The 24503-nt window shown below is 40.6% G+C and carries 28 protein-coding genes; 22 read left to right on the plus strand and 6 right to left on the minus strand.

The genetic code is table 11. The features are described from left to right. Positions 1-1299, plus strand: a complete 1299-nt coding sequence (locus BBW65_RS06375) for a M99 family carboxypeptidase catalytic domain-containing protein (RefSeq protein ID WP_066341195.1) — start codon at positions 1-3, stop codon at positions 1297-1299. Positions 1300-1346: 47 nt separating this feature from the next. On the opposite strand, the gene hsrA is transcribed toward BBW65_RS06375, so the two are convergent. Continuing rightward, positions 1347-2015, minus strand: coding sequence for a homeostatic response regulator transcription factor HsrA (gene hsrA, locus BBW65_RS06380; protein ID WP_066341198.1), 669 nt, complete (start codon positions 2013-2015; stop codon positions 1347-1349). A gap of 77 nt (positions 2016-2092) precedes the next feature. Further along, complete coding sequence (gene flgL, locus BBW65_RS06385) at positions 2093-4612, minus strand: flagellar hook-associated protein FlgL (protein ID WP_066341199.1); 2520 nt, start codon at positions 4610-4612, stop codon at positions 2093-2095. A gap of 253 nt (positions 4613-4865) precedes the next feature. Between flgL and rplU the strand changes: the two genes are divergently transcribed. The 21 genes from rplU to BBW65_RS06490 all read left to right on the plus strand — a co-directional run bounded on the left by rplU (position 4866) and on the right by BBW65_RS06490 (position 20812). After that, a complete protein-coding gene (gene rplU / locus BBW65_RS06390) occupies positions 4866-5180 on the plus strand; it encodes a 50S ribosomal protein L21 (protein ID WP_066341200.1) in 315 nt (104 codons plus the stop codon). 9 nt (positions 5181-5189) lie between these two features. Next, a complete protein-coding gene (rpmA, locus tag BBW65_RS06395; protein ID WP_066341202.1) occupies positions 5190-5465 on the plus strand; it encodes a 50S ribosomal protein L27 in 276 nt (91 codons plus the stop codon). A gap of 216 nt (positions 5466-5681) precedes the next feature. Continuing rightward, positions 5682-6746: a GTPase ObgE gene (gene obgE, locus BBW65_RS06400; RefSeq protein ID WP_066341205.1), complete on the plus strand. Its 1065-nt coding sequence runs from the start codon at positions 5682-5684 to the stop codon at positions 6744-6746. A gap of 97 nt (positions 6747-6843) precedes the next feature. Then, positions 6844-7740, plus strand: a complete 897-nt coding sequence (fmt, locus tag BBW65_RS06405; RefSeq protein WP_066341857.1) for a methionyl-tRNA formyltransferase — start codon at positions 6844-6846, stop codon at positions 7738-7740. Further along, positions 7727-8380, plus strand: coding sequence for a biotin--[acetyl-CoA-carboxylase] ligase (locus BBW65_RS06410; RefSeq protein ID WP_066341207.1), 654 nt, complete (start codon positions 7727-7729; stop codon positions 8378-8380). Before fmt ends, BBW65_RS06410 begins: the two co-directional genes overlap by 14 nt. 5 nt (positions 8381-8385) lie before the next feature. Then, positions 8386-9168, plus strand: coding sequence for a ParA family protein (locus tag BBW65_RS06415; protein WP_066341209.1), 783 nt, complete (start codon positions 8386-8388; stop codon positions 9166-9168). 1 nt (position 9169) lies between these two features. Next, a complete protein-coding gene (locus BBW65_RS06420; protein ID WP_066341211.1) occupies positions 9170-10036 on the plus strand; it encodes a ParB/RepB/Spo0J family partition protein in 867 nt (288 codons plus the stop codon). Between the two features lie 67 nt (positions 10037-10103). After that, positions 10104-10541, plus strand: a complete 438-nt coding sequence (locus BBW65_RS06425; protein ID WP_066341213.1) for a F0F1 ATP synthase subunit B family protein — start codon at positions 10104-10106, stop codon at positions 10539-10541. Then, complete coding sequence (locus BBW65_RS06430; protein WP_066341220.1) at positions 10538-11050, plus strand: F0F1 ATP synthase subunit B family protein; 513 nt, start codon at positions 10538-10540, stop codon at positions 11048-11050. The genes BBW65_RS06425 and BBW65_RS06430 overlap by 4 nt, the downstream gene beginning before the upstream one ends. Beyond that, a complete protein-coding gene (locus BBW65_RS06435) occupies positions 11047-11574 on the plus strand; it encodes a F0F1 ATP synthase subunit delta (RefSeq protein WP_066341222.1) in 528 nt (175 codons plus the stop codon). The genes BBW65_RS06430 and BBW65_RS06435 overlap by 4 nt, the downstream gene beginning before the upstream one ends. 12 nt (positions 11575-11586) lie before the next feature. Then, positions 11587-13095 carry a F0F1 ATP synthase subunit alpha gene (gene atpA / locus BBW65_RS06440; RefSeq protein WP_066341223.1) on the plus strand — a complete coding sequence of 503 codons (1509 nt, stop codon included), beginning with the start codon at positions 11587-11589 and terminating at the stop codon, positions 13093-13095. A 12-nt stretch (positions 13096-13107) separates the two neighbouring features. After that, positions 13108-14007 (plus strand): ATP synthase F1 subunit gamma, encoded by a 900-nt coding sequence (gene atpG / locus BBW65_RS06445; RefSeq protein WP_066341226.1) that lies wholly within the window; start codon positions 13108-13110, stop codon positions 14005-14007. A gap of 14 nt (positions 14008-14021) precedes the next feature. Then, entirely contained in the window at positions 14022-15425 is a 1404-nt protein-coding gene (gene atpD / locus BBW65_RS06450) for a F0F1 ATP synthase subunit beta (protein WP_066341228.1), read from the plus strand. A 9-nt stretch (positions 15426-15434) separates the two neighbouring features. Continuing rightward, on the plus strand, positions 15435-15812 hold the full coding sequence (atpC, locus tag BBW65_RS06455; RefSeq protein ID WP_066341230.1) for an ATP synthase F1 subunit epsilon: 378 nt from the start codon (positions 15435-15437) through the stop codon (positions 15810-15812). Positions 15813-15814: 2 nt separating this feature from the next. Next, a complete protein-coding gene (locus BBW65_RS06460; protein WP_066341231.1) occupies positions 15815-16396 on the plus strand; it encodes a MotA/TolQ/ExbB proton channel family protein in 582 nt (193 codons plus the stop codon). 2 nt (positions 16397-16398) lie between these two features. Continuing rightward, positions 16399-16788, plus strand: a complete 390-nt coding sequence (locus tag BBW65_RS06465) for a biopolymer transporter ExbD (RefSeq protein WP_407645224.1) — start codon at positions 16399-16401, stop codon at positions 16786-16788. 7 nt (positions 16789-16795) lie between these two features. Then, positions 16796-17563 (plus strand): TonB C-terminal domain-containing protein, encoded by a 768-nt coding sequence (locus BBW65_RS06470; protein ID WP_199919412.1) that lies wholly within the window; start codon positions 16796-16798, stop codon positions 17561-17563. Next, positions 17560-18789: a Tol-Pal system protein TolB gene (gene tolB / locus BBW65_RS06475; protein WP_066341238.1), complete on the plus strand. Its 1230-nt coding sequence runs from the start codon at positions 17560-17562 to the stop codon at positions 18787-18789. The genes BBW65_RS06470 and tolB overlap by 4 nt, the downstream gene beginning before the upstream one ends. 11 nt (positions 18790-18800) lie before the next feature. Next, entirely contained in the window at positions 18801-19304 is a 504-nt protein-coding gene (locus BBW65_RS06480) for an OmpA family protein (RefSeq protein ID WP_199919413.1), read from the plus strand. Then, positions 19291-20286 (plus strand): tol-pal system YbgF family protein, encoded by a 996-nt coding sequence (locus BBW65_RS06485; protein WP_199919414.1) that lies wholly within the window; start codon positions 19291-19293, stop codon positions 20284-20286. Before BBW65_RS06480 ends, BBW65_RS06485 begins: the two co-directional genes overlap by 14 nt. Further along, the gene (locus BBW65_RS06490; protein ID WP_066341246.1) at positions 20276-20812 is read left to right on the plus strand and encodes an FKBP-type peptidyl-prolyl cis-trans isomerase; all 537 of its coding nucleotides are present in this window, start codon (positions 20276-20278) and stop codon (positions 20810-20812) included. Before BBW65_RS06485 ends, BBW65_RS06490 begins: the two co-directional genes overlap by 11 nt. On the opposite strand, the gene purU is transcribed toward BBW65_RS06490, so the two are convergent. From purU to BBW65_RS06510, 4 genes are read right to left on the minus strand one after another with little or no spacing between them, the layout of a single operon-like run. After that, the gene (gene purU, locus BBW65_RS06495; RefSeq protein WP_066341252.1) at positions 20809-21639 is read right to left on the minus strand and encodes a formyltetrahydrofolate deformylase; all 831 of its coding nucleotides are present in this window, start codon (positions 21637-21639) and stop codon (positions 20809-20811) included. The genes BBW65_RS06490 and purU overlap by 4 nt on opposite strands. After that, positions 21636-22493, minus strand: a complete 858-nt coding sequence (gene sppA / locus BBW65_RS06500; RefSeq protein ID WP_066341254.1) for a signal peptide peptidase SppA — start codon at positions 22491-22493, stop codon at positions 21636-21638. Before sppA ends, purU begins: the two co-directional genes overlap by 4 nt. Continuing rightward, the gene (gene mqnF, locus BBW65_RS06505; protein ID WP_066341256.1) at positions 22490-23734 is read right to left on the minus strand and encodes an aminofutalosine deaminase family hydrolase; all 1245 of its coding nucleotides are present in this window, start codon (positions 23732-23734) and stop codon (positions 22490-22492) included. The genes sppA and mqnF overlap by 4 nt, the downstream gene beginning before the upstream one ends. Further along, positions 23731-24501 carry a mechanosensitive ion channel family protein gene (locus BBW65_RS06510; RefSeq protein ID WP_066341258.1) on the minus strand — a complete coding sequence of 257 codons (771 nt, stop codon included), beginning with the start codon at positions 24499-24501 and terminating at the stop codon, positions 23731-23733. The genes mqnF and BBW65_RS06510 overlap by 4 nt, the downstream gene beginning before the upstream one ends. Between the last annotated feature and the right edge of the window lie 2 nt (positions 24502-24503).

Raw genomic sequence — 24503 nt, forward strand, 5'->3', positions numbered from 1 at the left:
GTGAGAGTGTATTTGATGATTCTTTTGATGTGTGGGTTGAGCTTTGGTTTTGATTTGATTGAAATGTCTGCACCCAAGCAAACTCAGCCCAAAGTGTTGATTATCGGAGGGATACAGGGCGATGAACCGGGGGGATTTAATGCGATCAATTTGTTTTTGCAACATTATCAGATTTTGGAGGGTGCAGTGCTTGCAATCCCCAATCTCAATCACTTCAGCATTATGCGTAATCATCGCGGGATTTATGGAGATATGAATCGTAAATTTAGCACCCTAAGCCCCAAGGATGAGGAATATCAAATCGTAGAGAGGGTCAAAAACATCATTGTGCGTGATGATGTGGATTTTGTTTTTCATCTGCACGATGGAAGTGGGTTTTATCGCAAAGAATATATTGACAAAGAGTTTAATCCCAACAAGTGGGGCAATTGTTCTATCATTGATCAAGAGGTGGTGGATGGAATCAAATATGGAGATTTGCTGAAAGTTTCTAACGCCGTGGTGGCAAACATCAATCAGGGGCTTCTGAAGGCAGAGCATCGCTATCATATCCACAACACACACACTGCAAAAGGCGACAGAGAGATGGAGAAGGCTTTGACTTATTTTGCAGTGCGTCACAACAAACCTGCGGTGGCAAACGAGGCGAGTAAAAATTTGCCAGTAAAAGAACGCGTTTATTATCATCTGTTGGCTATTGAGGGGATGCTTCAGGCTATAGGGGTGCGTTATCAGAGGGATTTTGATTTGACACCCAATGCAATCGATCGTTTGATCAATGATCGAAAATCTTGGGTCAAAATTACGCCATTGATTGAACTTCCATTGTTTGATCTCCAAAAAAATCTGACTTTTTTCCCTTTTCCTAGTGGCGTGAAGCCTGATGGATTGAAGCTAGATTCCAATCAATATATCACAGGGCTTGTATCCAAAGAAAAAAACATCGTTCTAAAATATGGCAATCGCGTAATGACAACACTTACACCGCTGTATTTGAAGTTTGCTACAGAGGTCAGTCAATTTGAATTTGAGATTGACGGGGTGAAACAGCAGGTCAAGGCGGGAAGCATTGTAAAAGCACGCAAGTTTTTCAAGGTTGAAGAGGATTCATTGAGAGCTCAGCAACGCGTCAATATCATTGGCTATCAAGGGGTAAGACGCAATGAAGCGGGGGAGAGGGTGGGACTAAACAAACTTATCAAGCGTTATGCGATTGACAAACAGGGGAAAAAGTATCGTGTAGAGTTTTATGAAGGAGATGTGTTTCTAGGGATGGTGGTTGTTGATTTTGGATTGTAGAAATTATAGGGTGCGATCCCTCTGCAACCCCACTCAAACTCAATAGGTTATTTTTTGGGATAGCAGAAACGATAGCCTCTGCGTCGCACTGTCTCAATCGTTGTGATTTCTAGAGGCTTGTCCATTTTTTGACGGATTTGATTGATTGCCACCTCAATCACATTGGGTGTCACAAGCTCTGGTTCTTCCCAAATTGCATCTAGGAGTTGCTCTTTAGAAACGATTTGATCTTGATGTCTAGCAAGGTGAGTGAGGACTTCAAAGGGTTTGCCTTTCACTTCGATTTCTTTGCCTTTGTATGAGATGCGTTCTTCGTCGGGATTGATGATGATGTCTCCGATATTGATTGTATTGGATCCCCAAAACTTCAATCTTGCCCCAATTCTTGCGAGGAGTATCTCATAATCAACGGGTTTGACAATAAAATCATCAGCACCATATTTAAAGGCTTCAAGCTCAAATTCTTTTTTGTGTTTGGAGGAGAGAATCACGATTTGAGCTTTGGGCATTTTTGATTTGATGTTTGTCATAAAATCTGTCACGACGCCATCGGTAAGAAGATAGTTGATGATAATCAAATCATAATTTCTGATTTCACAAAAATACTCCCCATCTTTGAGGCTTTCGGCGATGTCTGTTTGATACCCATATTCGCCCAAGAGCTCATTAAGTGTTTTGTTGAGTGTTGGCTCATCTTCTACAATTAAGATTCTCATATCTTATTCCCTCGCCTTTTTATTGTTGGATTAAAATTATTTTAAAGATTATAACACAACAAAAGAGTGTTTAATTTTTAAACATAATCCAAGATTGTCATTTTGTTGATTTTACCTGCAGAGCTAAGTGCAGCATCGTAATTGGTGCTAAGTGTTTGAAACTTGTTGTAAGTTTCGGCAATATCTGCTCCCATATTCTCTCCCTTAAGATTTTGGATCTGTGTTTTGAGGGCTTGATTTTTTTCGATTGAGTTTTCCAAATTCCTGCCATACGCACCATTGAGTGCAGTCACTTTTTCAATATGATCGGTGAGTTGTGTGATGATGTCAAGACTATTTTGAATCCCGATGTTACGCATTCCGTCATTGTAGGACAATGGAAACTCATCTGGACGATAAATACCATCTTGCACGGCTGAGATAGCGGTATCCAAAGCACCAAAAAAATCAAAAAACGAATTCTTGACCGTCAGAGCATTGTTGCTATGGAGTCTCAACCCTGACATCGTGTCTTGTATGGTGGGGGCAGAAAAATCCAAGTCGTTTTGATTGCTAAAAGAAAAGTCCATCTTTGTGACAGAATGAACACGATCGGTAATCTGCATTTGCCCCTTTTGATTGAGGGAGATTTCTGTTCTGCTTTGTGCTTGGATGATGGTTTTTTCATAGAGTTCTTTGAGTTCTATTGTGAAATTTTGTGGAATGCTAGAGAGTGCTTTGTAAGTTTTGTCTTCTTGATTGGAATAATTCAAAGCAAGACTAAAAGCTCCCATAAGTTGCCTGTATGTAATATTTTGCGTTGGTGTGATACTACTTGCACCTTTTTCATTGAGATCAACAATGGGGATCCTATATGGCTCTTCATTTGACTGCAAAGAAGGCAGAATCAAAAACCCTCCATTTTCTTCAAAGCTGAGTTGAGCTTGGATTGGTTGTCCATTGTGATCTTTGATATTGAGTGTATAAACTTGCCCAACGAGATCTCCTGCCACTTCAGATAGCTTTGTAGTGTCTTTGGCATATCCAGAATTGTCAAGCAAAATTTGTGAAATATTTGAAACAAGCTTTGAGCTGTTTTTTTCAAAAAACACATCATCGTGTGCGAGTTGATAGTTTGTGGGGATTCCTGCCACCGGTTGTTTTTGATGATCTAGAGCAGTGATTTTCAAAGTGAGTGGAGTTTTTTCGCCATTTTTTTGAGCATCCAAATCGATCACAAAGATTTTGCCTTCTGCGATTTCAACTTCCACATTTTTCCCATTTTGCTGATAAAGTCCTTTGATTTTTTTTGCCAACTCTCCAAATGTGGTGCCATCTTTTGGGATTTCAAGGGTGATATTTTCTTGTGTTTCCTGATCTGTTGAGGCACTTGGTCCAATATCTATCAACAGGCTTTGGGCTAATGGGCTTAGAGTGTCTTGCAATGGAGTGTTGAGATTTGCCAAAGTGTTTTCTTTGAGCGAGATAAAAGTCGTTGGTGTGCCAATGATGAAGGGTTTGAAATCATCGTTTTGTTGCGTAATAGAATCAAGCATTTGGCTAGAAATGTATGGGCTTTTTTGAAAACTCATCACTTTTGCCCCTGAGCTTCCAAGTTCCTTGAGATTTTCAACATTGGCATTGCTTGCAACAAGGTTGAAATCAAGATGTGGGCTACCGGGCACTAGGGATTTGATTTCGATTTCGCCCCAAGCGTTGAGTTGCACATCAACGGTTTTGGAGAGATGGTTGTTGCCATATTCTTGCCCAATTTTTCTGAGCAAATCCTCTACTTTTGTGGCGTATTCGACATTGTCGTATTTTTGCTCAAATTCAAATTTGCTTTTGAAGTGTGTCCCATCAGGTCGTGTGCCTTGCAGATAGAAATAAATTGGTGCATCATTGCTTGGATCATCGTCATTATCTCCAAACAAATCGCGAATCGTGTCATCTGCTTTGATAAAAACTTCTTGAGGTGGAGCGTCTTTTTCAAGTTTGCTCATTATCGAAGGCTGGAGTTTTGTCAGATTGTAATGTTTGATATTGCTTGTGATAGATCGATTTTGGCTTGTGCTTTTCCCCAAAAACAATTCTTGCCCCGTGATATTGTATGGCACACGCACATTTGAGCCGATCAGTGCTTCAAGCTTTTCGTTATTGCCATTGTAATTACCATTTGGAGAGATGGGAGGGGTTTTGATTTTGGTCCCACTAAAAAGATAATCCCCTGCGATTGAGGTGTTGGCGATATTGATCATATGGTCTTTGAGAGAGCGTAAATCATTGGCGATAGCGATTCTTGATGTTTGGGATTGCGGTTGATTGGCAACTTGAAGGAGTTTGGTGTTGAATTGCATCAAAGATGAATTCAGTTCTGAAAGGGCTTTGTCTGTATTGAGCGTAGAGTTGTAGGCATTTTGTGCTATATCGATACCTTGACTTAGGGTGTTTTCTTGATAGCCAAGTTGTAGATCTCTGTTGTAAATACTGCTGTTTTCGTAGCTATGCTGAATCTTTTTGCCAGAAGCAAGTTTGGCATTAAGCTCATTGAGCTCTCCCTGTAGATTGCGTTGTGTTTTGTGCATTTGGTTGTATTTTCCACCAAAAGTTACTCTCATTTTTTACCTTCTATACCCAAATTTATGTGTCATTCCACTTGAGCGTTTTGATTTGTATCTTTAAGTCAGACAAATCGTCAGCAAAAATAATTCCTAAAATGATTTGATTCTTTTGTTTTGTCGCAAATTTTCGCAAAACTAACAATCAAGATGAGAAAATCTCGCTGTTTTTTCACAAAGTTACTGAAAATGTAATAGAATGAGGACTTTTGTTTTTCTGTAAGAACAAAATATTTTACTTTAAGGATACACGATGTATGCAGTGTTTAAGAATGGAGGCAAGCAATACAAGGTGCAAGAGGGTGATATTGTCCTACTTGATAAAATGAACCTTGAGCCAAAATCAAAGTTTGAGTTGCAAGAAGTGTTGGCAATCATTGATGGAGAAAAAAGTCAATTGGGTTCCCCATATATTGCCAATGCAAAAATTGAGGCAGAAGTGATTAATGAGGGTAGGGGCAAAAAAGTAATTACTTTTAAGAAAAGAAGACGCAAAGACAGCAAAGTTAAGCGTGGCTTTAGACGCGATTTCACTCGTGTTAGAATCTTAAAAATTCTCGGAAAATAAGGAGTATTTATGGCTCACAAGAAAGGTCAGGGTAGTACGCAGAATAATAGAGATTCTGCCGGTCGTCGTTTAGGTGTCAAGAAATTTGGTTCTCAATTTGTGCGTGCAGGAAATATCATCGTGCGTCAAAGAGGGACAAAGTTTCATACGGGCAATAATGTAGGAATTGGCAAAGACCATACGATTTATGCCCTCATTGATGGGGTTGTAAAGTTTGAACAAAAGACAAAAGATCGCAAGAAGGTTTCTGTCTATCCCCTTCATCCCAATGCATCGCATTCCTAAATCCTAGGATTTAGGAATTTTGCAATGCAATGCTTCCTCAATCTGCACAATATTCCTTTGTTTGTCTTGTTTGTATTGAAAATACAAGCGATGTTAAGTGTCTAGAAAACTCAATGTTGCCAAATAATTACATCCCAAAGAAAAAGTGCAGAATATATAGAAAATCATTTAAGAATATCTAAATGGTATCAAGTATAAGATGAAAGAGTATAAGAAATGTTTGTAGATTGTGTGGATATTTTTGCTTCATCTGGCAATGGTGGAATGGGGGCAGTGAGCTTTCGCCGTGAGAAGTTTGTTATACAGGGCGGACCTGATGGGGGCGATGGTGGGCGTGGTGGCAATGTGTATATTGAAGTCGATCACAATGCCGATACGCTCTCAAGGTTTCGAGGTGCAAAGCATTACAAAGCAGAAAATGGGCGTCCCGGTGAGGGAAAAAATCGCAGTGGGCGTGGTGGCAATGATTTGGTGATCAAAGTTCCTGCAGGGACACAGATTTATAATGAAGAAACTGGCGAAATGCTATTGGATGTCAAGGAGGGGAAGCATCTTTTGCTTGAGGGTGGCAAAGGGGGAATGGGAAATGCGAGATTTAAAAATTCTATCAATCAGCGTCCAACTTATGCACAAAAGGGCATTGCAGGGGTCAAAATGCATTTGCGTTTGGAGCTTAAGCTGATTGCTGATGTGGGATTGGTGGGGTTCCCAAATGTGGGGAAATCCACATTGATTGCTACGATTTCAAATGCAAAGCCAGAGATTGCAAATTATGAATTCACAACACTTGTTCCCAATTTGGGAGTGGTTGATGTCGGGGATTTTGATAGTTTTGTGGTGGCAGATATTCCAGGAATCATTGATGGGGCAAGTAGTGGCAAGGGACTTGGAATAGAGTTTTTACGCCATATTGAACGCACAGGGATTTTGTTGTTTGTGCTTGATGTGAGTTATCGTTATAGCCCAATGGAGCAGTATCAGAAGCTTTGCAAAGAGTTAGAATCTTTTTCAGATTCTTTGCTTGAGCGTCCTTTTGGAGTTGTTTTGACAAAAATCGAGTTGCTTGAAGAAGAGGAGCTAGAGAAGCTTATACAAGCGTTTGGGTGGCTTCCTTGTGATGAGCGTTGCTATATCGCAGAATGTTTGAAAGAATCAAATTCTTGGACAGAAAGAAAATCAGGTGAGCCATTGTTTGTTTTGCCTATTTCATCGGTTTGTGCTATCAATATTGATAGGCTCAAAGTCCTTATCCATCAAGCATTGAGGTGGCAAAAAAGCTAAAGCTTTGCAATCCATAGATATTGGGGGGGGTGAGCGTGGTTTGAGGCTAGGTGTAATGTTTGGTGGGCACTGCACAAAATCTTGTTTGGAGTTTGAAATGCAAAAAATTATTTTCTTTGGAACCCCTGCATTTGCACAAAGGGTGCTAAAAATCGTTGGTGCAGTGTGTGAGGTGTTGGCTGTTGTGACCCAGCCAGATAGACCATTTGGGCGTCAAAAAACACTCAAAATGAGTGCTATCAAAGAATTGGCAATCACATATCATTGCCCAATATTTCAACCAGAGAAATTAGATGACGCTTTGTTGCAAACATTGCTTGAGTTCAAGGCGGATTTGTTTTTGGTGGTGGCGTTTGGACAGATTTTTCCTCCACAATATTTGCAAAGCGCTTTGTGTCTCAATATCCACGCATCGATTTTACCTCACTTGCGTGGAGCTTCCCCAATGCAAGAGATGATATTAGAAGAGAGGCAGAGGTTTGGGGTGACGATCATGAAAATGGAAGAGGGATTGGATTGTGGGGAGATTCTTGGCATAAGCTTTTTGCCTACAAATGAAAACCTTACCCTGTCGGATTTAGATGAAAAATTAAGCATTTTGGGTGCAAAATTGGCACTCAAAGTGTTGAAATATTTGCCAAATCTCAAACCTCTTGCGCAGATTCATTGCGATGCAACATTTTGCAAGAAAATCAAAAAAGAAGCAGGGCTTGTGCATTTTTCACAAAAAATTTATGCCAAATATTTAGCCTTGTCGCAATGGCCCACGCTCTATCTTGATAATGGGCTAAAGCTTAGGAAATTGGTGCTAACAGACACAAAGAGCGAGGCAGGATATGGGAAAATCATCGGCTTGAGTTCAAATGGGGTGTTGGTCTGTGCTTTGGAGGGGGTTTTTGAGATTTTGGAAGTTCAGCCTCCATCAAAATCCACTATGGGGGCATTGGACTATGTGCGTGGAAGGCGTTTAGAGATTGGCGATGACTTTTGCTAGAATCTTGAGCTTTGAGACATTACCATCAACACAAATCGCACTCAAAGAATATTTGCACCAACATATCGATGCGGCATTGCCTATTTGTTTTTTGGCAGACAGGCAAAGCTCAGGAATTGGTAGCAGGAATAATCAATGGCAGAGCGTAGAAAATGCTTGGACATTTTCTTTTGCATTGGATTTGGATGTGTTGCCCAAGGATTTGCCACTGCAATCTTGCTCTATTTATTTTGGTTTTGTGTTCAAAGAATGGCTTAGGAGGCACGGGTTTGAGGTGTGGCTCAAGTGGCCCAATGATCTATATATCGACACATCAAAAGCAGGTGGTGTGATCACACAGGTGATTGGCACAAAGATTTTGTGTGGTATTGGATTGAATCTACAGAGCCAAAGCTACAAGGCACTTGGAGTGGAGTGGAATCTGAGCTACAAAAAAGAAATGTTAGAGGATTTTTTGCAATTTTTGTTTGTTTTTCCAACTTGGAAGCAAATTTTCAAGGAATACAAGTTAGAATTTTATAAAAATTTTGATTTCTCTTTTCACGACAAAAACAATAGAAAAATTCGTTTTGCTCAAGCAGTATTGTGTGATGATGGCTCAATCTGTGTGGATGAAGAGTATTATTTTGGATCAAGGTAGGATAAATGAGTGAGGTAATCGTAATTGCGAATCAGAAGGGGGGTGTAGGCAAAACTACAACAGCTGTCAATCTCTCTGCTTCTTTGTCTAGTCAAGGTAAGAAGGTTTTGCTGATTGATTTTGATCCCCAGGCAAATGCGACAACTAGTTTGGGATTGCGTCGCAATGAGATTGGGGCAGATATTTATCACGCCCTCATTGGAGGAAAAAAAATATCAGACATTGTGCATCAAACAGATGTTGCAAATCTATTTCTTATTCCCTCAAACATCGGGCTTGTAGGGTTTGAGAAGGAGTTTTATCACAAAAAAAATGCAGGTAGAGAGTTTATTCTCAAAAAGAAGATTCTAGAATTGCAAGAGCAGTATGATTTTGTTGTGATTGATTCGCCTCCTGCGTTGGGACCGCTCACGATCAATGCCTTGTGTGCGGCTGATTCTGTGATCATTCCTATCCAATGTGAGTATTTTGCACTTGAGGGCTTGGCACAATTGATGAGCACCATTAAAATGCTCAAAGCAAGTAGCAATCCTAGTTTGGTGATACGAGGATTTTTGCCCACAATGTTTTCATCGCAAAACAATCTTTCCAAGCAGGTATTAGCAGATTTGATTCAGCATTTTGATGAGAGTTTGTTCAAACAAGACAAGGAGCATATCGTGATCCCGCGTAGTATCAAACTTGCAGAATCACCAAGCTTTGGGAAGCCTATTTTGCTCTATGATCGCAAGTCAAATGGCAATATTGCTTATCAAGATCTAGCCAAAGCAATTTTGGAGGAGGCATAAGGTGCAGGGCAAAAAAAGACAGGTTTTGGGACGCGGACTAAGTGAGTTGCTTTCTGAAACAGAAAGAGCATACGAGAATCATTCTGGCAATCAAGAAAGAGTGGTGGAGCTAGAGATCGATGAGGTGATCCCAAACCCATATCAACCGCGTAAAACTTTTAACCACGAGGCGTTGGATGAGTTGGCTGCTTCAATCAAAGAGTATGGATTGTTGCAACCGATTCTGGTTTATCAAAACGAAAAGCAAGAGTATGTTTTGATTGCTGGAGAAAGACGCTTGCGTGCTTCAAAACTTGCGGGACTAGAGAGTATCAAGGCGATTGTTGCAGAGATTGATTTGAAGTATTTGCAAGAGTTTGCATTGATTGAAAATATCCAAAGAGAGGATCTCAATCCAATCGAGTTGGCACAAGCCTATAGCGAATTGGTGGAAAAATACCACTTGACACACGAAGAGTTAGCTCAGCGTATTCAAAAATCAAGAGCCCAAGTGACAAACACAATCAGAATGATGCAGTTGGAGCAAGAAGTCCAAGAAATGCTTGTGACCAACGCAATCACACAAGGTCACGCCAAAATTTTGGTCGCACTTCCGCGAGACGAACAGCTCAAAATCGCACATTCAATTGTTGGGCAAAAACTCTCTGTCAGTCAAACAGAACAAATGGTCAAGAAGTTTAAAAGTGATTCGAAAAAATCTCCAAAGAATCGCACACAAGACACAAACGAGATGAGTGAAAAGTGTCTAGAGTTGTGTGAGGTTTTGCAATCTTATTGCCACAGCGTCAAGTTGAATGGATCAAAATTGATGATAGAGTTTGCTTCACAAACGCAAATCGCTGATTTTTTAGAAAAAATTAAAAGGTGAGAGTTTTAAAATCTGACTTATTTTGCTAGAATGCTTTGTTTCAAATAAAGAGTGAGGAGTAGGCAGTATGGATTTAAATCCAAACCTAGACTTAATGTATTTGGTTTTTTTCATTTTTATTTTATTGGTTGTATTACTCAATCGTTGGTTGTATACTCCAATGCTAGATTTTTTGGCAAAACGAGCCAATTTGGTTGATGATGAAAATCTTGAAACCTTGAGGTATAGAGATGAGATACAGGCGATTAGAAATGAAGCTCAGCAGATTCTTCAAGATGCCAAAAATCAAGCAAAAACGATGATTGACAATGCAGAAAAAGAATCGAGTGCGAATTATGTCGAGAAATTTGAAAACGCCAAAAACAAAATCAAAGTGCATTTTGAGACATTGGAAAAAGAATGTGATGATGAAATGAAGGTTTTGCGACAAGAGTTGCACGGGAAAATGCAAGAGATTGTTGGGGCTTTGGATCAAAAGTTTGAAATTGCAGGAGATAGCAAATGAGGAAGTTGTTGGTCGTATTGATGTGTGCTGTGGGGTTGTATGCTTCAGAGGTGTCAATCGGACAGAGCGATTTTCTAGTGCGTTTGATCAATTTTGTATTGTTCTTTGGGCTTTTGTATTATTTTTTGGGTTCTACTATCAAATCAATTTTTGTTAATAGACGCGAGGGGATACAAAAAAGGCTGATGGAAGCACAAGAGCAGCTTCTGCTCATCAAAAACGAAAAAGAACAAGCGCTTAAGGCTCTTGAGGAGAGTAAAAAGTTAGCCCTTGAGATTGAAAACAATGCCAAAAAAGAAGTGCTTGAGATCGGACAAAGATATGAGGAAAAGCTAACCAAAGACACTCAACAATTCAATTTGCTCAATCAAAATATCTATGAGGCATACAGACGCAAGTTGATGCTTAATGAGGTGAATTGTTTGCTTGAAGAAGTCGAGCAAAAAGTGCAGATAAAAGATCTCGCTCATCTTGGTTTGGAAGCATTGCAAAATGGAGGGAAGAATTGAAAAAAATCGCAAATAAATATTCTTTGGCATTGATTGAGAGTGTGGATTTGGATACATTGGCATTGTTTTGTAGCTATCAAGCAAAAATTGATGAGAGTTTCAAGAATCAAGATTTTTGGACTTTTGTCACATCTCCACTTGTTGTAGATGATCAGAAGCTTGAGTTGATCAAGCAGGTTTGTGGAGAGCTAGATAAGACTTTTGCTTTTTTCTTGCGTATTTTGGTGCGTAATAATCGCTTGAAACTTTTGCCATTGGTGATGCAAAACCTTGCTTTGTATCTTGCCAACAAAAAAAAGGAATGCAGGGCTTTTGTTTATTATCATCAAAAGCTTGGAGAGGAAAATAAAGCAAAATTACAAGAGATTATTTTGCAAAAGTTTGGCTTGAAGACAGAGATTGTCGAATGTATAGTGTCTGAAGAAAAGATGCGTATTAGCATTGAGGAATTAGGGGTAGAGTTTTCATTCTCAAAAGAAAGAGTGATGCAAAAACTTAAACAAAGTATTTTAAGTTCATTTTAAAAGGAGTCTAGGTTGAAAATTAAAGCAGAAGAGATTAGTGCAATCATCAAGGAAAAAATTCAAAAGTTTGATATGGATTTAAAAATTGATGAAATAGGGAAAGTTTTGACTTATGCAGATGGTGTTGCAAAAGTTTATGGTCTTCAAAATGTGATGTATTATGAAATGGTGGAATTTGAAAGCGGAGACATTGGTCTTGCCTCAAGTTTGGAAGAGGATTTTGTCGGTGTTGTTGTTTTGGGTTCTGGCAAGGGAATACGCGAGGGAATGAGCGTCAAGCGTCTCAAGCGTTTGATGAAGGTTCCTGTGGGTGAGTGCGTCACAGGCAGGGTCCTCAATGCGCTTGGAGATCCAATCGACGGCAAAGGTCCTTTGAATGCAAGTGAGTATCGCTTCGTAGAAGAAAAAGCGCCGGGGATTATGGATCGTAAATCAGTGCATGAGCCATTGCAAACAGGAATTAAAGCAATCGATGCACTCGTGCCAATCGGTCGTGGGCAAAGAGAGTTGATCATCGGAGATAGACAGACAGGAAAAACAACAGTTGCAGTCGATACAATCATCAACCAAAAAGGTCAAGGGGTGGTTTGTATCTATGTGGCGATTGGGCAAAAAGAATCCACAGTGGCTCAAGTTGTGCGGAAATTGGAAGAACACGGGGCGATGGAATACACAGTTGTGATTAATGCCCCCGCTTCTGTGTCTTCGGCAATGCAGTTTTTGGCTCCTTACACAGGTGTGACAATGGGCGAGTATTTTAGAGACAATGCCAAACACGCTTTGATTGTCTATGATGATTTGAGCAAACACGCAGTTGCTTATCGTGAAATGTCTTTGATTCTGAGAAGACCTCCTGGTCGTGAGGCTTTCCCGGGGGATGTTTTCTATCTACATTCTAGACTACTAGAGCGTGCTGCAAAGGTTAGCGATGCTTTGGGTGCAGGTTCTTTGACAGCGTTGCCAATCATTGAAACTCAAGCAGGAGATGTTTCTGCTTATATTCCTACCAATGTGATTTCTATCACAGATGGACAGATTTTCTTGGAAACTGATTTGTTTTATTCAGGGATTCGTCCTGCTATCAATGTGGGGCTATCTGTTTCAAGGGTTGGGGGTGCAGCACAGATCAAAGCCACCAAGCAAGTTTCAGGAACTCTAAGACTTGATTTGGCTCAATATAGAGAGCTACAAGCGTTTGCACAATTTGCTTCAAATCTTGATGAGAGCAGTCGCAAACAATTGGAGAGAGGGCAAAGAATGGTTGAGGTGTTGAAACAGGCTCCATACTCTCCTTTGGTTATTGAAAAACAAGTTGCTATCATTTATGCAGGTGCCAAAGGATTTTTGGATGATCTAGAGATTGCACAGATTGTTCAATTTGAAAAAGCACTTCACACATTTATTGAGACGAAATACCCTCAGATTTTGGAAAACATTCGCGAGAAGAAAGCTTTGGATACTGAGATTGAATCTATGCTCAATCAAGCGATTGAAGAGTGCAAGGTAAATTTTATCGGTTAAATAAGGTAGATTATGGGAAACAATCTAAAAGAGATTCGCAGGAAGATTTCAAGCGTTCAGAATACACAGAAAACAACTCGTGCAATGAAGCTAGTCTCTGCCTCAAAGCTCAAAAAGGCGGAGGAGTTGGCAAAGGCTTCCAAAGCATTTGCTAAAAAAATAGATGAAGTGTTTGGCGAGATTGTGCAGAAAGTTGCATTGGTGGGGTTTGAGAATCTTGACAATGCAATTTTTCAAGCTTCAAAGCCTAGAGATGTCAAAACCATCGATGTGATTTTTGTCACATCAGATAAGGGATTGTGTGGTGGATTTAATCAAGCGACGATCAAAGAAGTGAGTGCAATGATTAGGCGATACCAGCAAGATGGCATACAAGTGAGGCTTAGGGGTATTGGCAAAAAAGGGATTTCATTTTTTCAATTCAATGAAGTGGCATTATTGGATGAAATGGAGGATTTGAGTTCTACGCCTGATTATGAGAAGGCTGCAAAGTTTATCAAGCGTTCGGTGGATGATTTTGTATCAGAAGCCACGGATGGTTTGGTGATCGTTCATAATGGATTCAAGACTATGATTTCTCAAGAAATCAAGGTGCAGACACTTTTGCCTCTCAAAGTTGAAGAATATGCAAAAGAGGGGGAGGCAATATCAAATATGGAGATTGAGCCTGATGAGAGTGCTTCTCAGATCCTAGAAGAGCTGTCTTATAAATATTTGGAATATACGCTTTATTATGCTCTTTTGGATTCTTTGGTTGCAGAGCATAGTGCGAGAGTCCAAGCGATGGAAGCAGCGACCAATAACGCAGGTAATTTGGTGAGAAGTTTGACTGTTGCTTACAACAAAGCACGACAAGAGGCGATTACAACGGAATTGGTGGAAATCAATGCTGGTGTTGAGGCAATGAAATAGATAAAGGAGGAAAGATGAAAAAAAATGGAAAAATTATTCAGGTTATGGGACCTGTGGTAGATGTGAAGTTTGAGGATTATATCCCTTTGATTAATGAGGCTCTTGATGTCGAGTTTGAAGTCGAGGGAGAAGCGAGAACTTTGGTTTTGGAAGTCGCAGCAGAATTGGGCGATCAAACCGTGCGTACGATTGCTATGGATATGACAGAGGGATTGGTGCGTGGTCAAGAGGTAACCGCGCGTGGCAGAATGATTGAAGTGCCAGTCGGAGAGCAGGTGTTGGGTAGGATTTTTAATGTGACAGGAGAAGTCATCGATGGTGGCACTCCATTGCAAGATGTGCAAAAATGGGCGATCCATCGCGATGCTCCAAGTTTTGAAGAGCAAAGCACCAAAACAGAGATGTTTGAGACAGGAATCAAAGTCGTGGATCTTTTGGCTCCATATCTCAAAGGGGGAAAAGTCGGATTGTTTGGTGGTGCAGGAGTGGGCAAAACGGTGATCATTATGGAGCTTATTCACAATGTGGCTTATAAGCATAGTGGTTATTCTGTGTTTGCAGGTGTTGGCGAACGCACAAGAGAGGGGAATGATTTGTATCACGAAATGAAAGAGGGTGGGGTATTGGACAAAGTGGCATTGTGCTATGGACAGATGAATGAGCCACCGGGTGCGAGAAACAGAATCGCCTTTACAGGTTTGACAATGGCAGAATATTTTAGAGATGAAAAGGGACTTGATGTCTTGATGTTTATTGATAATATTTTCAGATATGCACAATCAGGGGCTGAAATGTCTGCACTTTTGGGAAGGATCCCTTCAGCTGTGGGCTATCAGCCGACATTGGCAAGTGAGATGGGCAAACTCCAAGAGAGAATCACATCCACCAAAAAAGGCTCTATCACTTCTGTGCAAGCTGTATATGTGCCTGCAGATGACTTGACAGACCCAGCACCTGCATCTGTGTTTTCACACCTTGATTCCAAAACCGTGTTGAATCGAAAGATTGCCGAAAAAGGAATCTATCCAGCAGTGGATCCTTTGGATTCTACTTCTAGAGTATTGGATCCTCAAATCGTTGGCGATGAGCATTATGCTGTTGCGACAGGAGTGCAGAGGGTTTTGCAAAAGTATAAAGATTTGCAAGACATTATCGCATTGCTCGGGATGGATGAGCTATCAGAAGAAGACAAAAAGATTGTTGAGCGTGCAAGAAAGATTGAAAAATTCTTGTCACAGCCATTCTTTGTTGCTGAAGTTTTCACAGGAAGTCCGGGCAAATATGTCTCACTTGCTGAAACATTGGAGGGCTTCAAAGGAATTTTGGAAGGCAAATACGATGATATCCCTGAAAATGCGTTTTATATGGTTGGCGGAATTGATGAAGTGTTGGAAAAAGCACAAAAGATGAATGGGTAAGGATCGAATATGGAAGAGATGAAGGTAAATATTACGACGCCTGAAGGGACTATTTTTGATCAAGAAGCCACAAGTGTCACTCTTCCAGGTATCGATGGGGAATTTGGTGTGCAATACAACCATTGTGATTTGGTCACTTTGCTCAAAGGTGGAGTGATTGAAATCATCAAAAACGATGGAGCAGTGGAGTTGGTCGCAATAGATTGGGGTTATGCAAAAGTCAATGCCCATAGCGTGGATATTTTGGCACATGGGGCGAGTGCGCTCTGTGGAGATGTTGCACAGAATCTAGCCAAAGCCAAAGAATTGCTCCAAAAGGCAAGTATGGATAACATTGGCATCGCAAGTGCGTTGTATAAGCTCGATAAGTCTGCAAACAAGGCATAAAAATGACAGAGATGATTAGCAATTTTTTGCACACTAGTTCTTTGGTGGGCTTGTTGGTTTTGTGTTGGCTCTGTTTTTATCTCTTTTTGACATTGTGGGTTTTTATCTATCGTTTTTGGTGTCTTGGAGCGTTGGCAAAAGCAGAGCAGAAGTCGTTGCAAAAGATGATTGCAGATGAAATCGCATTTCCACAATCAATGCAACAAATCGATGGAATTTCAGGAAATGAAACCAAAAAAGAGGCTTTGCATATTTGGAAACAACAATTGATCCAAAAAGCCTCTATGGGAATGACATTTTTGGCAATCGTTGCTTCAACATCTCCATTTATAGGGCTTTTTGGCACCGTTGTTGAGATCTTGGAGGCTTTTTTTTATTTGGGTGGCGGAGGAAAAGTAGCTTTTGATACCGTTGCCCCTATTATCTCTAAGGCTCTCATTGCCACAGCTGCTGGGATTTTGACAGCGATCCCTGCATATAGTTTCCATTTGATTCTCAAAAGAAAACTCTATGATTTTGGTGTCCTTTTGCAAATTGAGCTAGATTTGTTGTTTGCTAGACGAGAAGAATGTCTTAGGTTTTGAGAATGCAACATTTTGATGAAACGCCCGAGCTCAATATCACGCCTTTGGTGGATATTATGCTTGTTTTACTTGCAATTTTGATGGTCACTATTCCCACCGTGGATTATCGTGAGGATATTGCCCTGCCTCAAGGCTCCAAAACAAAAGTCAAGCAAGAAGAGCAGATATTGGAGATACAAGTTACAAAAGACAAAAAGGTTATTATGCGTGGCAAGAGCTATGATCTGAAGGCATTTGCCGATAACTTTTTGCTTCTAAGCCAAGAAATGAAAAAAGAAACCCCAATTTATATCGCCGCTGATAAAAATTTGTTGTATGACAATGTGATTTATGTTCTAAAGGTTGTAAAAGAGGCAGGTTTTTCTCGTGCATCTCTTGTGACAAGTGGCTAAAATGGATATGCGTTTAATCTGGAGTGGGCTTTTAGCACTGATTGTGCAGTTTTCCCTTTGTGTGTTGCTTGTTGTGGCGTTTTTGCCAAAGACTCAAGAAAAATATATATTCAATGACAAAACACAGATTGAGTATTTTGAGGTGAGGATTCAAGAGGACAAGACCAAAAACCCCAAAAAACCCAAAGCCCCCAAATCCGAATCACAAGAGCAAATAGTTGCTTCTGCCCCAACTCCATCAGTCAAAACTGCCCCTGTGGCAGGAGCTGATGTCAAAAAAATGTTTGAAAAAATCGATAGCCCTGAACCCCCTGTAAGAGAGGAAGTTGTCCAAGATGAACGCCCAACTTTTACAGCCAATAGCATTCAAACTCAAGATTACACATACAATGAGCAGCTCGATCAGCAAAATGATGAAAACAAAAAAATCCAGAGTCAATTAGAAGAAATGTGGGAAAAAGAGCTTGAGATCAGCCCACCTCCTCCACAAGATACAGCAGATGGCGTTTATAATGAGTGGTTTGCAGAAATCAAAAAGCGTATCGATGAAAAATGGAAAAACAATTTCTATGAACCTGCGTTGCTAACAGCGGTGATCACCATCGATAGAAATGGCAAGTTTTCTTACAAGATTATCAAATATTCACACAATCAATCTTATAATGCTCACATACAAAGTGTCCTTGAGGGTCTATCTCTTGAGAGTTTTCCACCTTATCCTGATGGACAGATCAAAGTCATAACAGTAGATTTTAGAAATAAAGGGAGTCAATGAATAAAATCTTGTTTTCTTGTTTTGTTTTATGTTGTTTTGTTTTTGCAAATGACGCCAAACTTGAGATTGTGCGTGATCAAAAAAAACTTCCAAACATTCTCATCAATCTTGCAACATCAGGCGTAGAAGAAAAAATCACCAAGATGATTGCCAAAGATTTGGAAGTCAGTGGCAATTTTGAGGTAGAGACTCAAAAAAAGGCATTGGATCTTGATCCAAGCTATGTGTTGTATAGGAGTCAAAAAGTAGATCTATTGGCTTATTTTCTCCCAAAGGGGCAACAACTCTCTTTGGTTTTGTTTGACATCAATGCTGGGAAAAAGGCGATAGAGCAGACTTTTGATATGAGTCAAAAAGAGCAATACCCTTTTGTCGCTCATAGGATTGCCAACGCGATCAATGATTATTTACAAGCACCCAATATCCGATGGATGAATCGCAAAGTCGTTTTTGCAAAAATCTTAGCACCCTCCAAAAGTGCCATTGTGGTGGCAGACTACACATTGACCTACCAAAAACCCATTATCAATGACGGACTCAATATATTTCCAAAATGGGCTGATGCAAAGCAGGAGAGCATTTATTTCACAAAATATCTCGATCAACCAACAATCATCAAATATGATTTGAAAAATCACAGATTCCACAAGATACTTGCTTCACAGGGGATTGCGATTGTGTCTGATGTGAGTGCGGATTTTAAAAACTTATTGGTCAGTATGTCGCCGATTGGACAGGCTGATGTCTATATGTATGGCGTAGATAGCAAAAAATTGACAAAGCTCACAAACTATCCCGGCATTGATGTTGGGGCGAATTTTATGGAATCCAAAAATCAAATCATTTTCATTTCAGATCGTTTGGGTTATCCAAATGTGTTTTTGATGAATTATGATGGAAGCAATCCACGCCAAGCGGTTTTTCACGGACGCAACAACTCTTCTGCGGCTTCAAATGGTAGCTATATCGTTTATTCTAGTCGTGAAGAGAAAAATGAATTTGGCTTGAGTGTGTTCAATCTGTATATCATCCCGATGGAGGGGACAGGGATCAAGCGTATCACGCTCAATGGAGCCAACCAAATGCCCCGTTTTTCGCAAGATGGTGAAAATGTGATGTTTTTGAAAAATTCCAATCAAAGTGCCTTGGGGATTGTGAGATTGAGATATAATAAAACCTATTTATTTCCAATTTCAGGCTTTAAGATTCAATCTTTTGATTGGTAAAAGGAGTATTAGTGCGATTAATTTTACTTGTTGGTATGATTGTTTTTTTGGTGGGTTGTGGTGGCAAAAAAACTGATGTAAGTAGTTCTGTGAGTTTGGAGGAGAAGCCCAATGCAACTCCTCCAAAAATCGAAGAGGTGATCGAGGATTACACTCCACCACAAGCGGTTTTTGACGCTTCCAAACTTCAGACAATTTATTTTGATTTTGATGTTTTCACACTTTCTAAGCCAATGTTGAAAATAGTCAATGAAAACATAGCGATTCTCAAAGAATATCCAGAAGTCAAAATCAAACTCGAGGGCAATACCGATGCCTATGGGAGCGATGAGTATAATTTCGCTCTTGGCACTAAGCGTGCATTGTCTGTGAGAGATGCACTTGTGGTGGCAGGGATTGATAAGTCACGCATTACATTTGTAAGCTTTGGCGAGACCAATCCTGTTTGTTTGGAGATGAGTGCAGAATGCCGTGCCAAAAATAGGAGGGTCAATTTTGTTGTTGAGGGGCAGTAGCGTTTTTCTATCTGTCGTCTTGTCTTTGAGTGTTTTACAAGCGGAGCCGTCGGCTTTTGAGAGACAGAGTGGGGCGACAAAAAAAGACATCAAAAATCTCAAAGATAGCAGTATCAATCTCTCAGGGATTGTGACGGAGTTGCAAAATCGACTCAATGCTTTGGAGCAATCCCAATACGGAATCCAAAGCCTCTATGACGGGCAGAGTCAAAGTGTGCAGGGGATTTTGACGCAAGTGCAAGATATAGAGCTCAAACTTGCTGAGCTAAAAGCCAAACTTGATATTTTACAAGAACAAAATATCGAGCTCAAAGAGCAAAATCTCCAATACGCCAAAGAGATCAAAGACAATCGAGAAAATCTAAAATTGGCAGAGACTAGACTCAAAGAGTTGGCTGATGTCGGAGTGAAGCTCAATGAATTGATGAGCGTGGAGCTAGGTCAAGTCAAAGAAGAGCTCAAAAAACAAGCCAATGTGATTGTGCAAGATCAAGAAAATATCAAAAAGTTAAGCCTAGAGTTAGAAAAACTCTATGAGGCAAAAAAGAAACAACAAGAAAAAAACGCATTCAAAGATCCCAACAAAAAGCCTCAAGTGTTTGAAGAGGCAAAAAAACTTTATTGGGATAAACGCTTTGATGATTCGCGTTTGCGTTTTTCTTGGCTTTTTGATGAAGGATACAAAAAAGCTGAATCTAGTTTTTTCTTGGGGCAGATTGCCTACCGCCAGAAGCGTTATCAAGATGCCGTGTATTATTACAAAGTGTCTGCTGTAGAAAATCAAAAAGCAGAATATATGCCTATACTTTTTTTGCACACTATCAAATCCTTTAGGGCTTTGGGGGATAAGCAAAAGGCAATCGATTTTATTGATATTTTGATTGCAAACCACCCCCAAACAAAAGAAGCTAAAGAGGCTCAACAAATCAAAGCCAAGCTTCAATCCAAATCAAAACAAGGAGTCAAAACAAATGGAAAATAAAAAAATGATCAAAATCGAATACAGCGTCAAAGATGCTAAAACTGGTGAGGTATTGGATCAAAATGTCGGAGGGGAGCCTCTAGAATTTTTGCTAGGTGCTTCTCAAGTCATCGCAGGTTTGGAAAAAGCATTGAGTGATGCCAAAGAGGGCGATCAAAAACAGCTCAAAATCGAGCCTGATGAAGCGTATGGGGAATACCATATCAAGTATTTGCAAGAAGTGCCAAGAGAGCAGTTTGAAGGCATTGAGCTTAGAGAGGGGATGACGCTTTTTGGGCACGGAGAAAATGGACAAAGTGTGCAGGTGAGTGTCAAAAGCTTCAATGATGATATGGTTATCATCGATTACAATCACCCACTAGCAGGCAAAACTTTGCTTTTTGATGTCAAGGTTTTGGGTGTGCGTGAGGCAAGCGAAGAAGATTTGATGGTTCTTGGTGGCGGGTGCTGTGGAGGCGGGGGGCATAGCCACGGCGGCGGCGGGTGCTGTGGAGGCGGTGGCGGTGGTTGTGGCTGCAGCCACTAAAACACGATCGTTTTGTTTTGGAAGATAAAAATACGATCTTTCAAAACAAGATCCAACGCTCTAGCCAACACGATTTTCTCCACATTACGCCCTGCTTTTTGCATTTCTTGCCAACTATATGTGTGATCAATACGCACAATATCTTGAAAAATGATAGGACCTTCATCCAAAAGCTGTGTGACAAAGTGTGCTGTAGCTCCAATGATTTTCACCCCTCTCTCATAAGCCTGTTTGTATGGGTTAGCACCGACAAAGGCTGGCAAAAAAGAATGATGAATATTGATCATTTTTTCTTGAAATTGCTCTACAAAATGCGGAGATAAGATACGCATATACTTTGCCAACACTAGCAAATCAGGATTGAGAGATTTGAGACACTGGAGCATTTTCTCTTCGTGTGCTTCTCTTGAGATTCCTTCAGCATCGATATGAAAAAAAGGCACACCAAATTTTTGGCTCAAAGGCTCCAAAATAGCGTGATTGGAGACAACGGCTTTGATCTCCACATCAAGCTCTCCACTCTCATGTCTTAGCAGGAGATCCCCAAGGCAGTGGTTTTCTTTGGTGCATAAAATGACGATAGATTTGCGTGCTGTGTGGCTGATTTTGACTTCAGCAGATGTCGGAAGTTGTGTGCGTATCTCTTGCAAAATCGCCTGAAAATCCGCTTCGCCACTGAAACAAGTTCGCATGAAAAACTGCCCATATTCCTCATCGACATGCTCATCGTTTTTTTCGATATTTAATTGATGTTTGAAAAGGATTGAGGAGATTTTGGCAATCAATCCTTGTGCATCTGGCGAGCTTACGCTCAAAATATGCTTCATTGTATTTGTCCTTTGAGGAGATTCAAAAAGAATGTATTGAGTGATAGGCTTGCTTTGTCCCACAAGCGATCTAGCTGACTTTTTTCAAGCCATTGTGGGTCTTTGACTTGAGTGCGTGCCAGCAATTCTTGAATCGCCAAATTCTGTGATCCGATTTTGTCAATCAGCCCAAGCTTGAGTGCTTCTTTTGCGGTAAAAATCTTGCCATTTGCAAAAACTTCTGGATTGGTTTGTGTGAGCTTGCGTGCTTGGATGACATCATCAACAAACATTTGATATTGGGCTTGGATAAAGTTCTGCAAAAAATCTTTTTCTTTGGGATTCCAAGCGCGTAATGGTGTCCCGATGTTTTTGTATTCCCCTGCTTGAAGCCCTTGTGGTTTGATCCCTAGTTTTTGCAATGTTTCGGCGACATTGAATCCATTGAGGACTACCCCGATTGAGCCGATGATAGCACCTCGATTGGCGATGACTTCTGTGGCATACATTCCTGCATAATAACTTCCACTTGCCATTGCACCTTCAACATGAGCGATGACAGGCATTTTTTGAGCAAGTTCTTGGACAAGATTGGCGATTTCTATGCTTGATCCGACGGCTCCACCCGGAGAATCTATGATCAGCAAAACGCCTTGAATGTCTGGATTGTTGGTGATTTGCTCCACTTGCTCTCTAAATGTGTCACTTTGCAAAATAATGTCGCGTAGATAAAGCTTGGCAAGATTTGCCGGTTTCTCTGGTGTGGGCAAAAACAATAATCCCACAATCAAAAATAACACAAGAGTCTTGAAGTAACGATTACAAAAATCAAATACTCCCACAATCATTTGATAGAGTTTTGTCAAAATAGTCATAGCGTGATCCTTTGTCCATTGATAAATAATGCTTTGGCATTGTTGGTGTGCAAAACAAAATGCAGAGCTTCTTGTGAGCTGTTTGTGATTCCTTGGATCTCAAACACTGCAAGATCTGCAAATTTTCCTTTCTCCAAGATGCCATTGTTGATATTGAGGGCTTGAGAAGCATAGTGCGTAACGCCCAAAATGAGAGATTGGGCAAGGTTTTGGAGCGGAATGTGCGGATAGGCAAACATCGCACATCTCAACTCATCAAACAAATTGAGCGTATGGTTTGAGCTCAGTCCATCTGTTGCGATGATTGGGTGCAGATCGTGTTTGCTTAGGGCTTCAAGATCGAGATATTGATTGTTGAGGAGGCGATTGGATCTTGGTGTGCTGATGATATGCCCTTGTATTTGAGCAATGCGTCGCAAGTCTGTTTCTGAAGTTTGCAAACAATGCGTGAGTAGGGGCTGTGTCCCTGCAAGGATCTCTAGAAACTCTGTGGCATCCAATGTCGGAGCAGGGTTTTTGACATCAAAGTATTTTTGAAAAAAATCTGAGAAATACCCTTGCTGGTGTTGTAGCCATTCTTTTTCTTGTGGGGATTCCAAAAAATGAGCACTCACTCTGAGTTTGTTTTGTTTTGCAAGTGCGATGGCTTTTTGTATCAGAGCCTTGTGTGTCGCGTATGGGGAGTGGATGGCAAGTGCTGGATAAAAAGAGGGGCTTTGGTGTGTTTGGCATTCTTGCAAACGATTGAGCAGATGATTGAAAAGCATATCAAGCATTCCCACATTGGATCCTATGACTTCATTGAAAAGCACCACCCTCAACGGAGAATGTGCCAATGGTGCGATGTCTCCACCATAGCTACTGATTGCTCCGACATTGACGATGCCACTTTTGAGTTGTTCTTGTATCGCATTGTGGATTGCTTGAGTGTGATCGCTCAATAGCATTTCACGCTTGTCAATCACACTATTGAGCCACTCTCCAAAATCGCCATAGACAAGACTTGTTTTGTTGGCACTAAACTCAAAATGAATGTGTGCATTGCTAAGTGCAGGGGTCAGCACGCAATCTTCAAAAAACTCATATTCGGCACTTGGATATTGTTGCCTGAGTGTGTCAAATGTATCGATAGCAAGTATCGTGTTTTGCTCTTGACTGACATCAAAGAGAATCCCATAACGATCCAATATCTCAAAAGAGGGGTTGCATACAAACACCTTACTGGCTCCGATCAGTTTCATTTGATTTCCTTGATACTGGTGATTTCTGATAGTGTCGTTTGGGCTGTGTGGATGAAATGGTCTTTGATTTGAGGGATTTGGCTTGGATTTTCTGCACACACTTTGATATGGAAATCCATCCCATTGCTATCTAGCCCCACAGCACAGATTGCGATGTCTGATGGTTTGAGGTTGAGGGGCGGATCGATGAAAATTGCTAGTAGCAAATCTTGCGTGTTTTGTTGTAGGGAAGCGATATTGACAAGCCATTGCACCTCTCGTTTTTTGATGAGATTGGAGCAGTTGATGATGGTGTTGTTGTTGATTTTGTCATTTGGGAAAATCGCGAGTTTGCCATTTTCAAGGCGAATGCTTGTTTGAAAAAGATTGATGGATTCTATATGTCCAGCGATTGAGCCAATCTCTACAAAATCGTTTTGTTTGAATGGTCGCAATACGATGAGCAAAATCCCACTTGCAAGGCTAGAGAGAGAGTTTTTGAGTGCAAGGGCGATCGTCAGTCCGATCGTGCCTAGCAGTGCGACGATAGAAGTGGTTTGCACGCCCAAAGTCCCAAGTGTCGTGATCCCTGTAAGGATGAGAAACAGCACAAAAAAAGCTTGACTGATGAAACTCCCCAAAATCGGATCTTGTTTGCTTAGCCATTTGCAGATGTAGGTGCGTATGAAAAAGGCGAGATAGATTCCAAGCCCTCCTATCATTAGGGCTTTGAGAATCGAGAGAAGCAAGCTTTTGTATTGCAAAAGATATGAGAGAGCCACTTCCATCG

Source organism: Helicobacter enhydrae, assembly GCF_001693335.1.
Taxonomy (GTDB): domain Bacteria; phylum Campylobacterota; class Campylobacteria; order Campylobacterales; family Helicobacteraceae; genus Helicobacter_G; species Helicobacter_G enhydrae.

What these genes read in the sequence shown, in the direction of transcription:
- hsrA (WP_066341198.1), bottom strand. Translation starts at nt 2,015, where the DNA reads ATGAGAATCTTAATTGTAGAAGATGAGCCAACACTCAACAAAACACTT.
- flgL (WP_066341199.1), bottom strand. Translation starts at nt 4,612, where the DNA reads ATGAGAGTAACTTTTGGTGGAAAATACAACCAAATGCACAAAACACAA.
- rplU (WP_066341200.1), top strand. Translation starts at nt 4,866, where the DNA reads ATGTATGCAGTGTTTAAGAATGGAGGCAAGCAATACAAGGTGCAAGAG.
- rpmA (WP_066341202.1), top strand. Translation starts at nt 5,190, where the DNA reads ATGGCTCACAAGAAAGGTCAGGGTAGTACGCAGAATAATAGAGATTCT.
- obgE (WP_066341205.1), top strand. Translation starts at nt 5,682, where the DNA reads ATGTTTGTAGATTGTGTGGATATTTTTGCTTCATCTGGCAATGGTGGA.
- fmt (WP_066341857.1), top strand. Translation starts at nt 6,844, where the DNA reads ATGCAAAAAATTATTTTCTTTGGAACCCCTGCATTTGCACAAAGGGTG.
- BBW65_RS06410 (WP_066341207.1), top strand. Translation starts at nt 7,727, where the DNA reads ATGACTTTTGCTAGAATCTTGAGCTTTGAGACATTACCATCAACACAA.
- BBW65_RS06415 (WP_066341209.1), top strand. Translation starts at nt 8,386, where the DNA reads ATGAGTGAGGTAATCGTAATTGCGAATCAGAAGGGGGGTGTAGGCAAA.
- BBW65_RS06425 (WP_066341213.1), top strand. Translation starts at nt 10,104, where the DNA reads ATGGATTTAAATCCAAACCTAGACTTAATGTATTTGGTTTTTTTCATT.
- BBW65_RS06430 (WP_066341220.1), top strand. Translation starts at nt 10,538, where the DNA reads ATGAGGAAGTTGTTGGTCGTATTGATGTGTGCTGTGGGGTTGTATGCT.
- atpG (WP_066341226.1), top strand. Translation starts at nt 13,108, where the DNA reads ATGGGAAACAATCTAAAAGAGATTCGCAGGAAGATTTCAAGCGTTCAG.
- atpD (WP_066341228.1), top strand. Translation starts at nt 14,022, where the DNA reads ATGAAAAAAAATGGAAAAATTATTCAGGTTATGGGACCTGTGGTAGAT.
- atpC (WP_066341230.1), top strand. Translation starts at nt 15,435, where the DNA reads ATGGAAGAGATGAAGGTAAATATTACGACGCCTGAAGGGACTATTTTT.
- BBW65_RS06460 (WP_066341231.1), top strand. Translation starts at nt 15,815, where the DNA reads ATGACAGAGATGATTAGCAATTTTTTGCACACTAGTTCTTTGGTGGGC.
- BBW65_RS06465 (WP_407645224.1), top strand. Translation starts at nt 16,399, where the DNA reads ATGCAACATTTTGATGAAACGCCCGAGCTCAATATCACGCCTTTGGTG.
- BBW65_RS06470 (WP_199919412.1), top strand. Translation starts at nt 16,796, where the DNA reads ATGCGTTTAATCTGGAGTGGGCTTTTAGCACTGATTGTGCAGTTTTCC.
- tolB (WP_066341238.1), top strand. Translation starts at nt 17,560, where the DNA reads ATGAATAAAATCTTGTTTTCTTGTTTTGTTTTATGTTGTTTTGTTTTT.
- BBW65_RS06490 (WP_066341246.1), top strand. Translation starts at nt 20,276, where the DNA reads ATGGAAAATAAAAAAATGATCAAAATCGAATACAGCGTCAAAGATGCT.
- purU (WP_066341252.1), bottom strand. Translation starts at nt 21,639, where the DNA reads ATGAAGCATATTTTGAGCGTAAGCTCGCCAGATGCACAAGGATTGATT.
- sppA (WP_066341254.1), bottom strand. Translation starts at nt 22,493, where the DNA reads ATGACTATTTTGACAAAACTCTATCAAATGATTGTGGGAGTATTTGAT.
- mqnF (WP_066341256.1), bottom strand. Translation starts at nt 23,734, where the DNA reads ATGAAACTGATCGGAGCCAGTAAGGTGTTTGTATGCAACCCCTCTTTT.
- BBW65_RS06510 (WP_066341258.1), bottom strand. Translation starts at nt 24,501, where the DNA reads ATGGAAGTGGCTCTCTCATATCTTTTGCAATACAAAAGCTTGCTTCTC.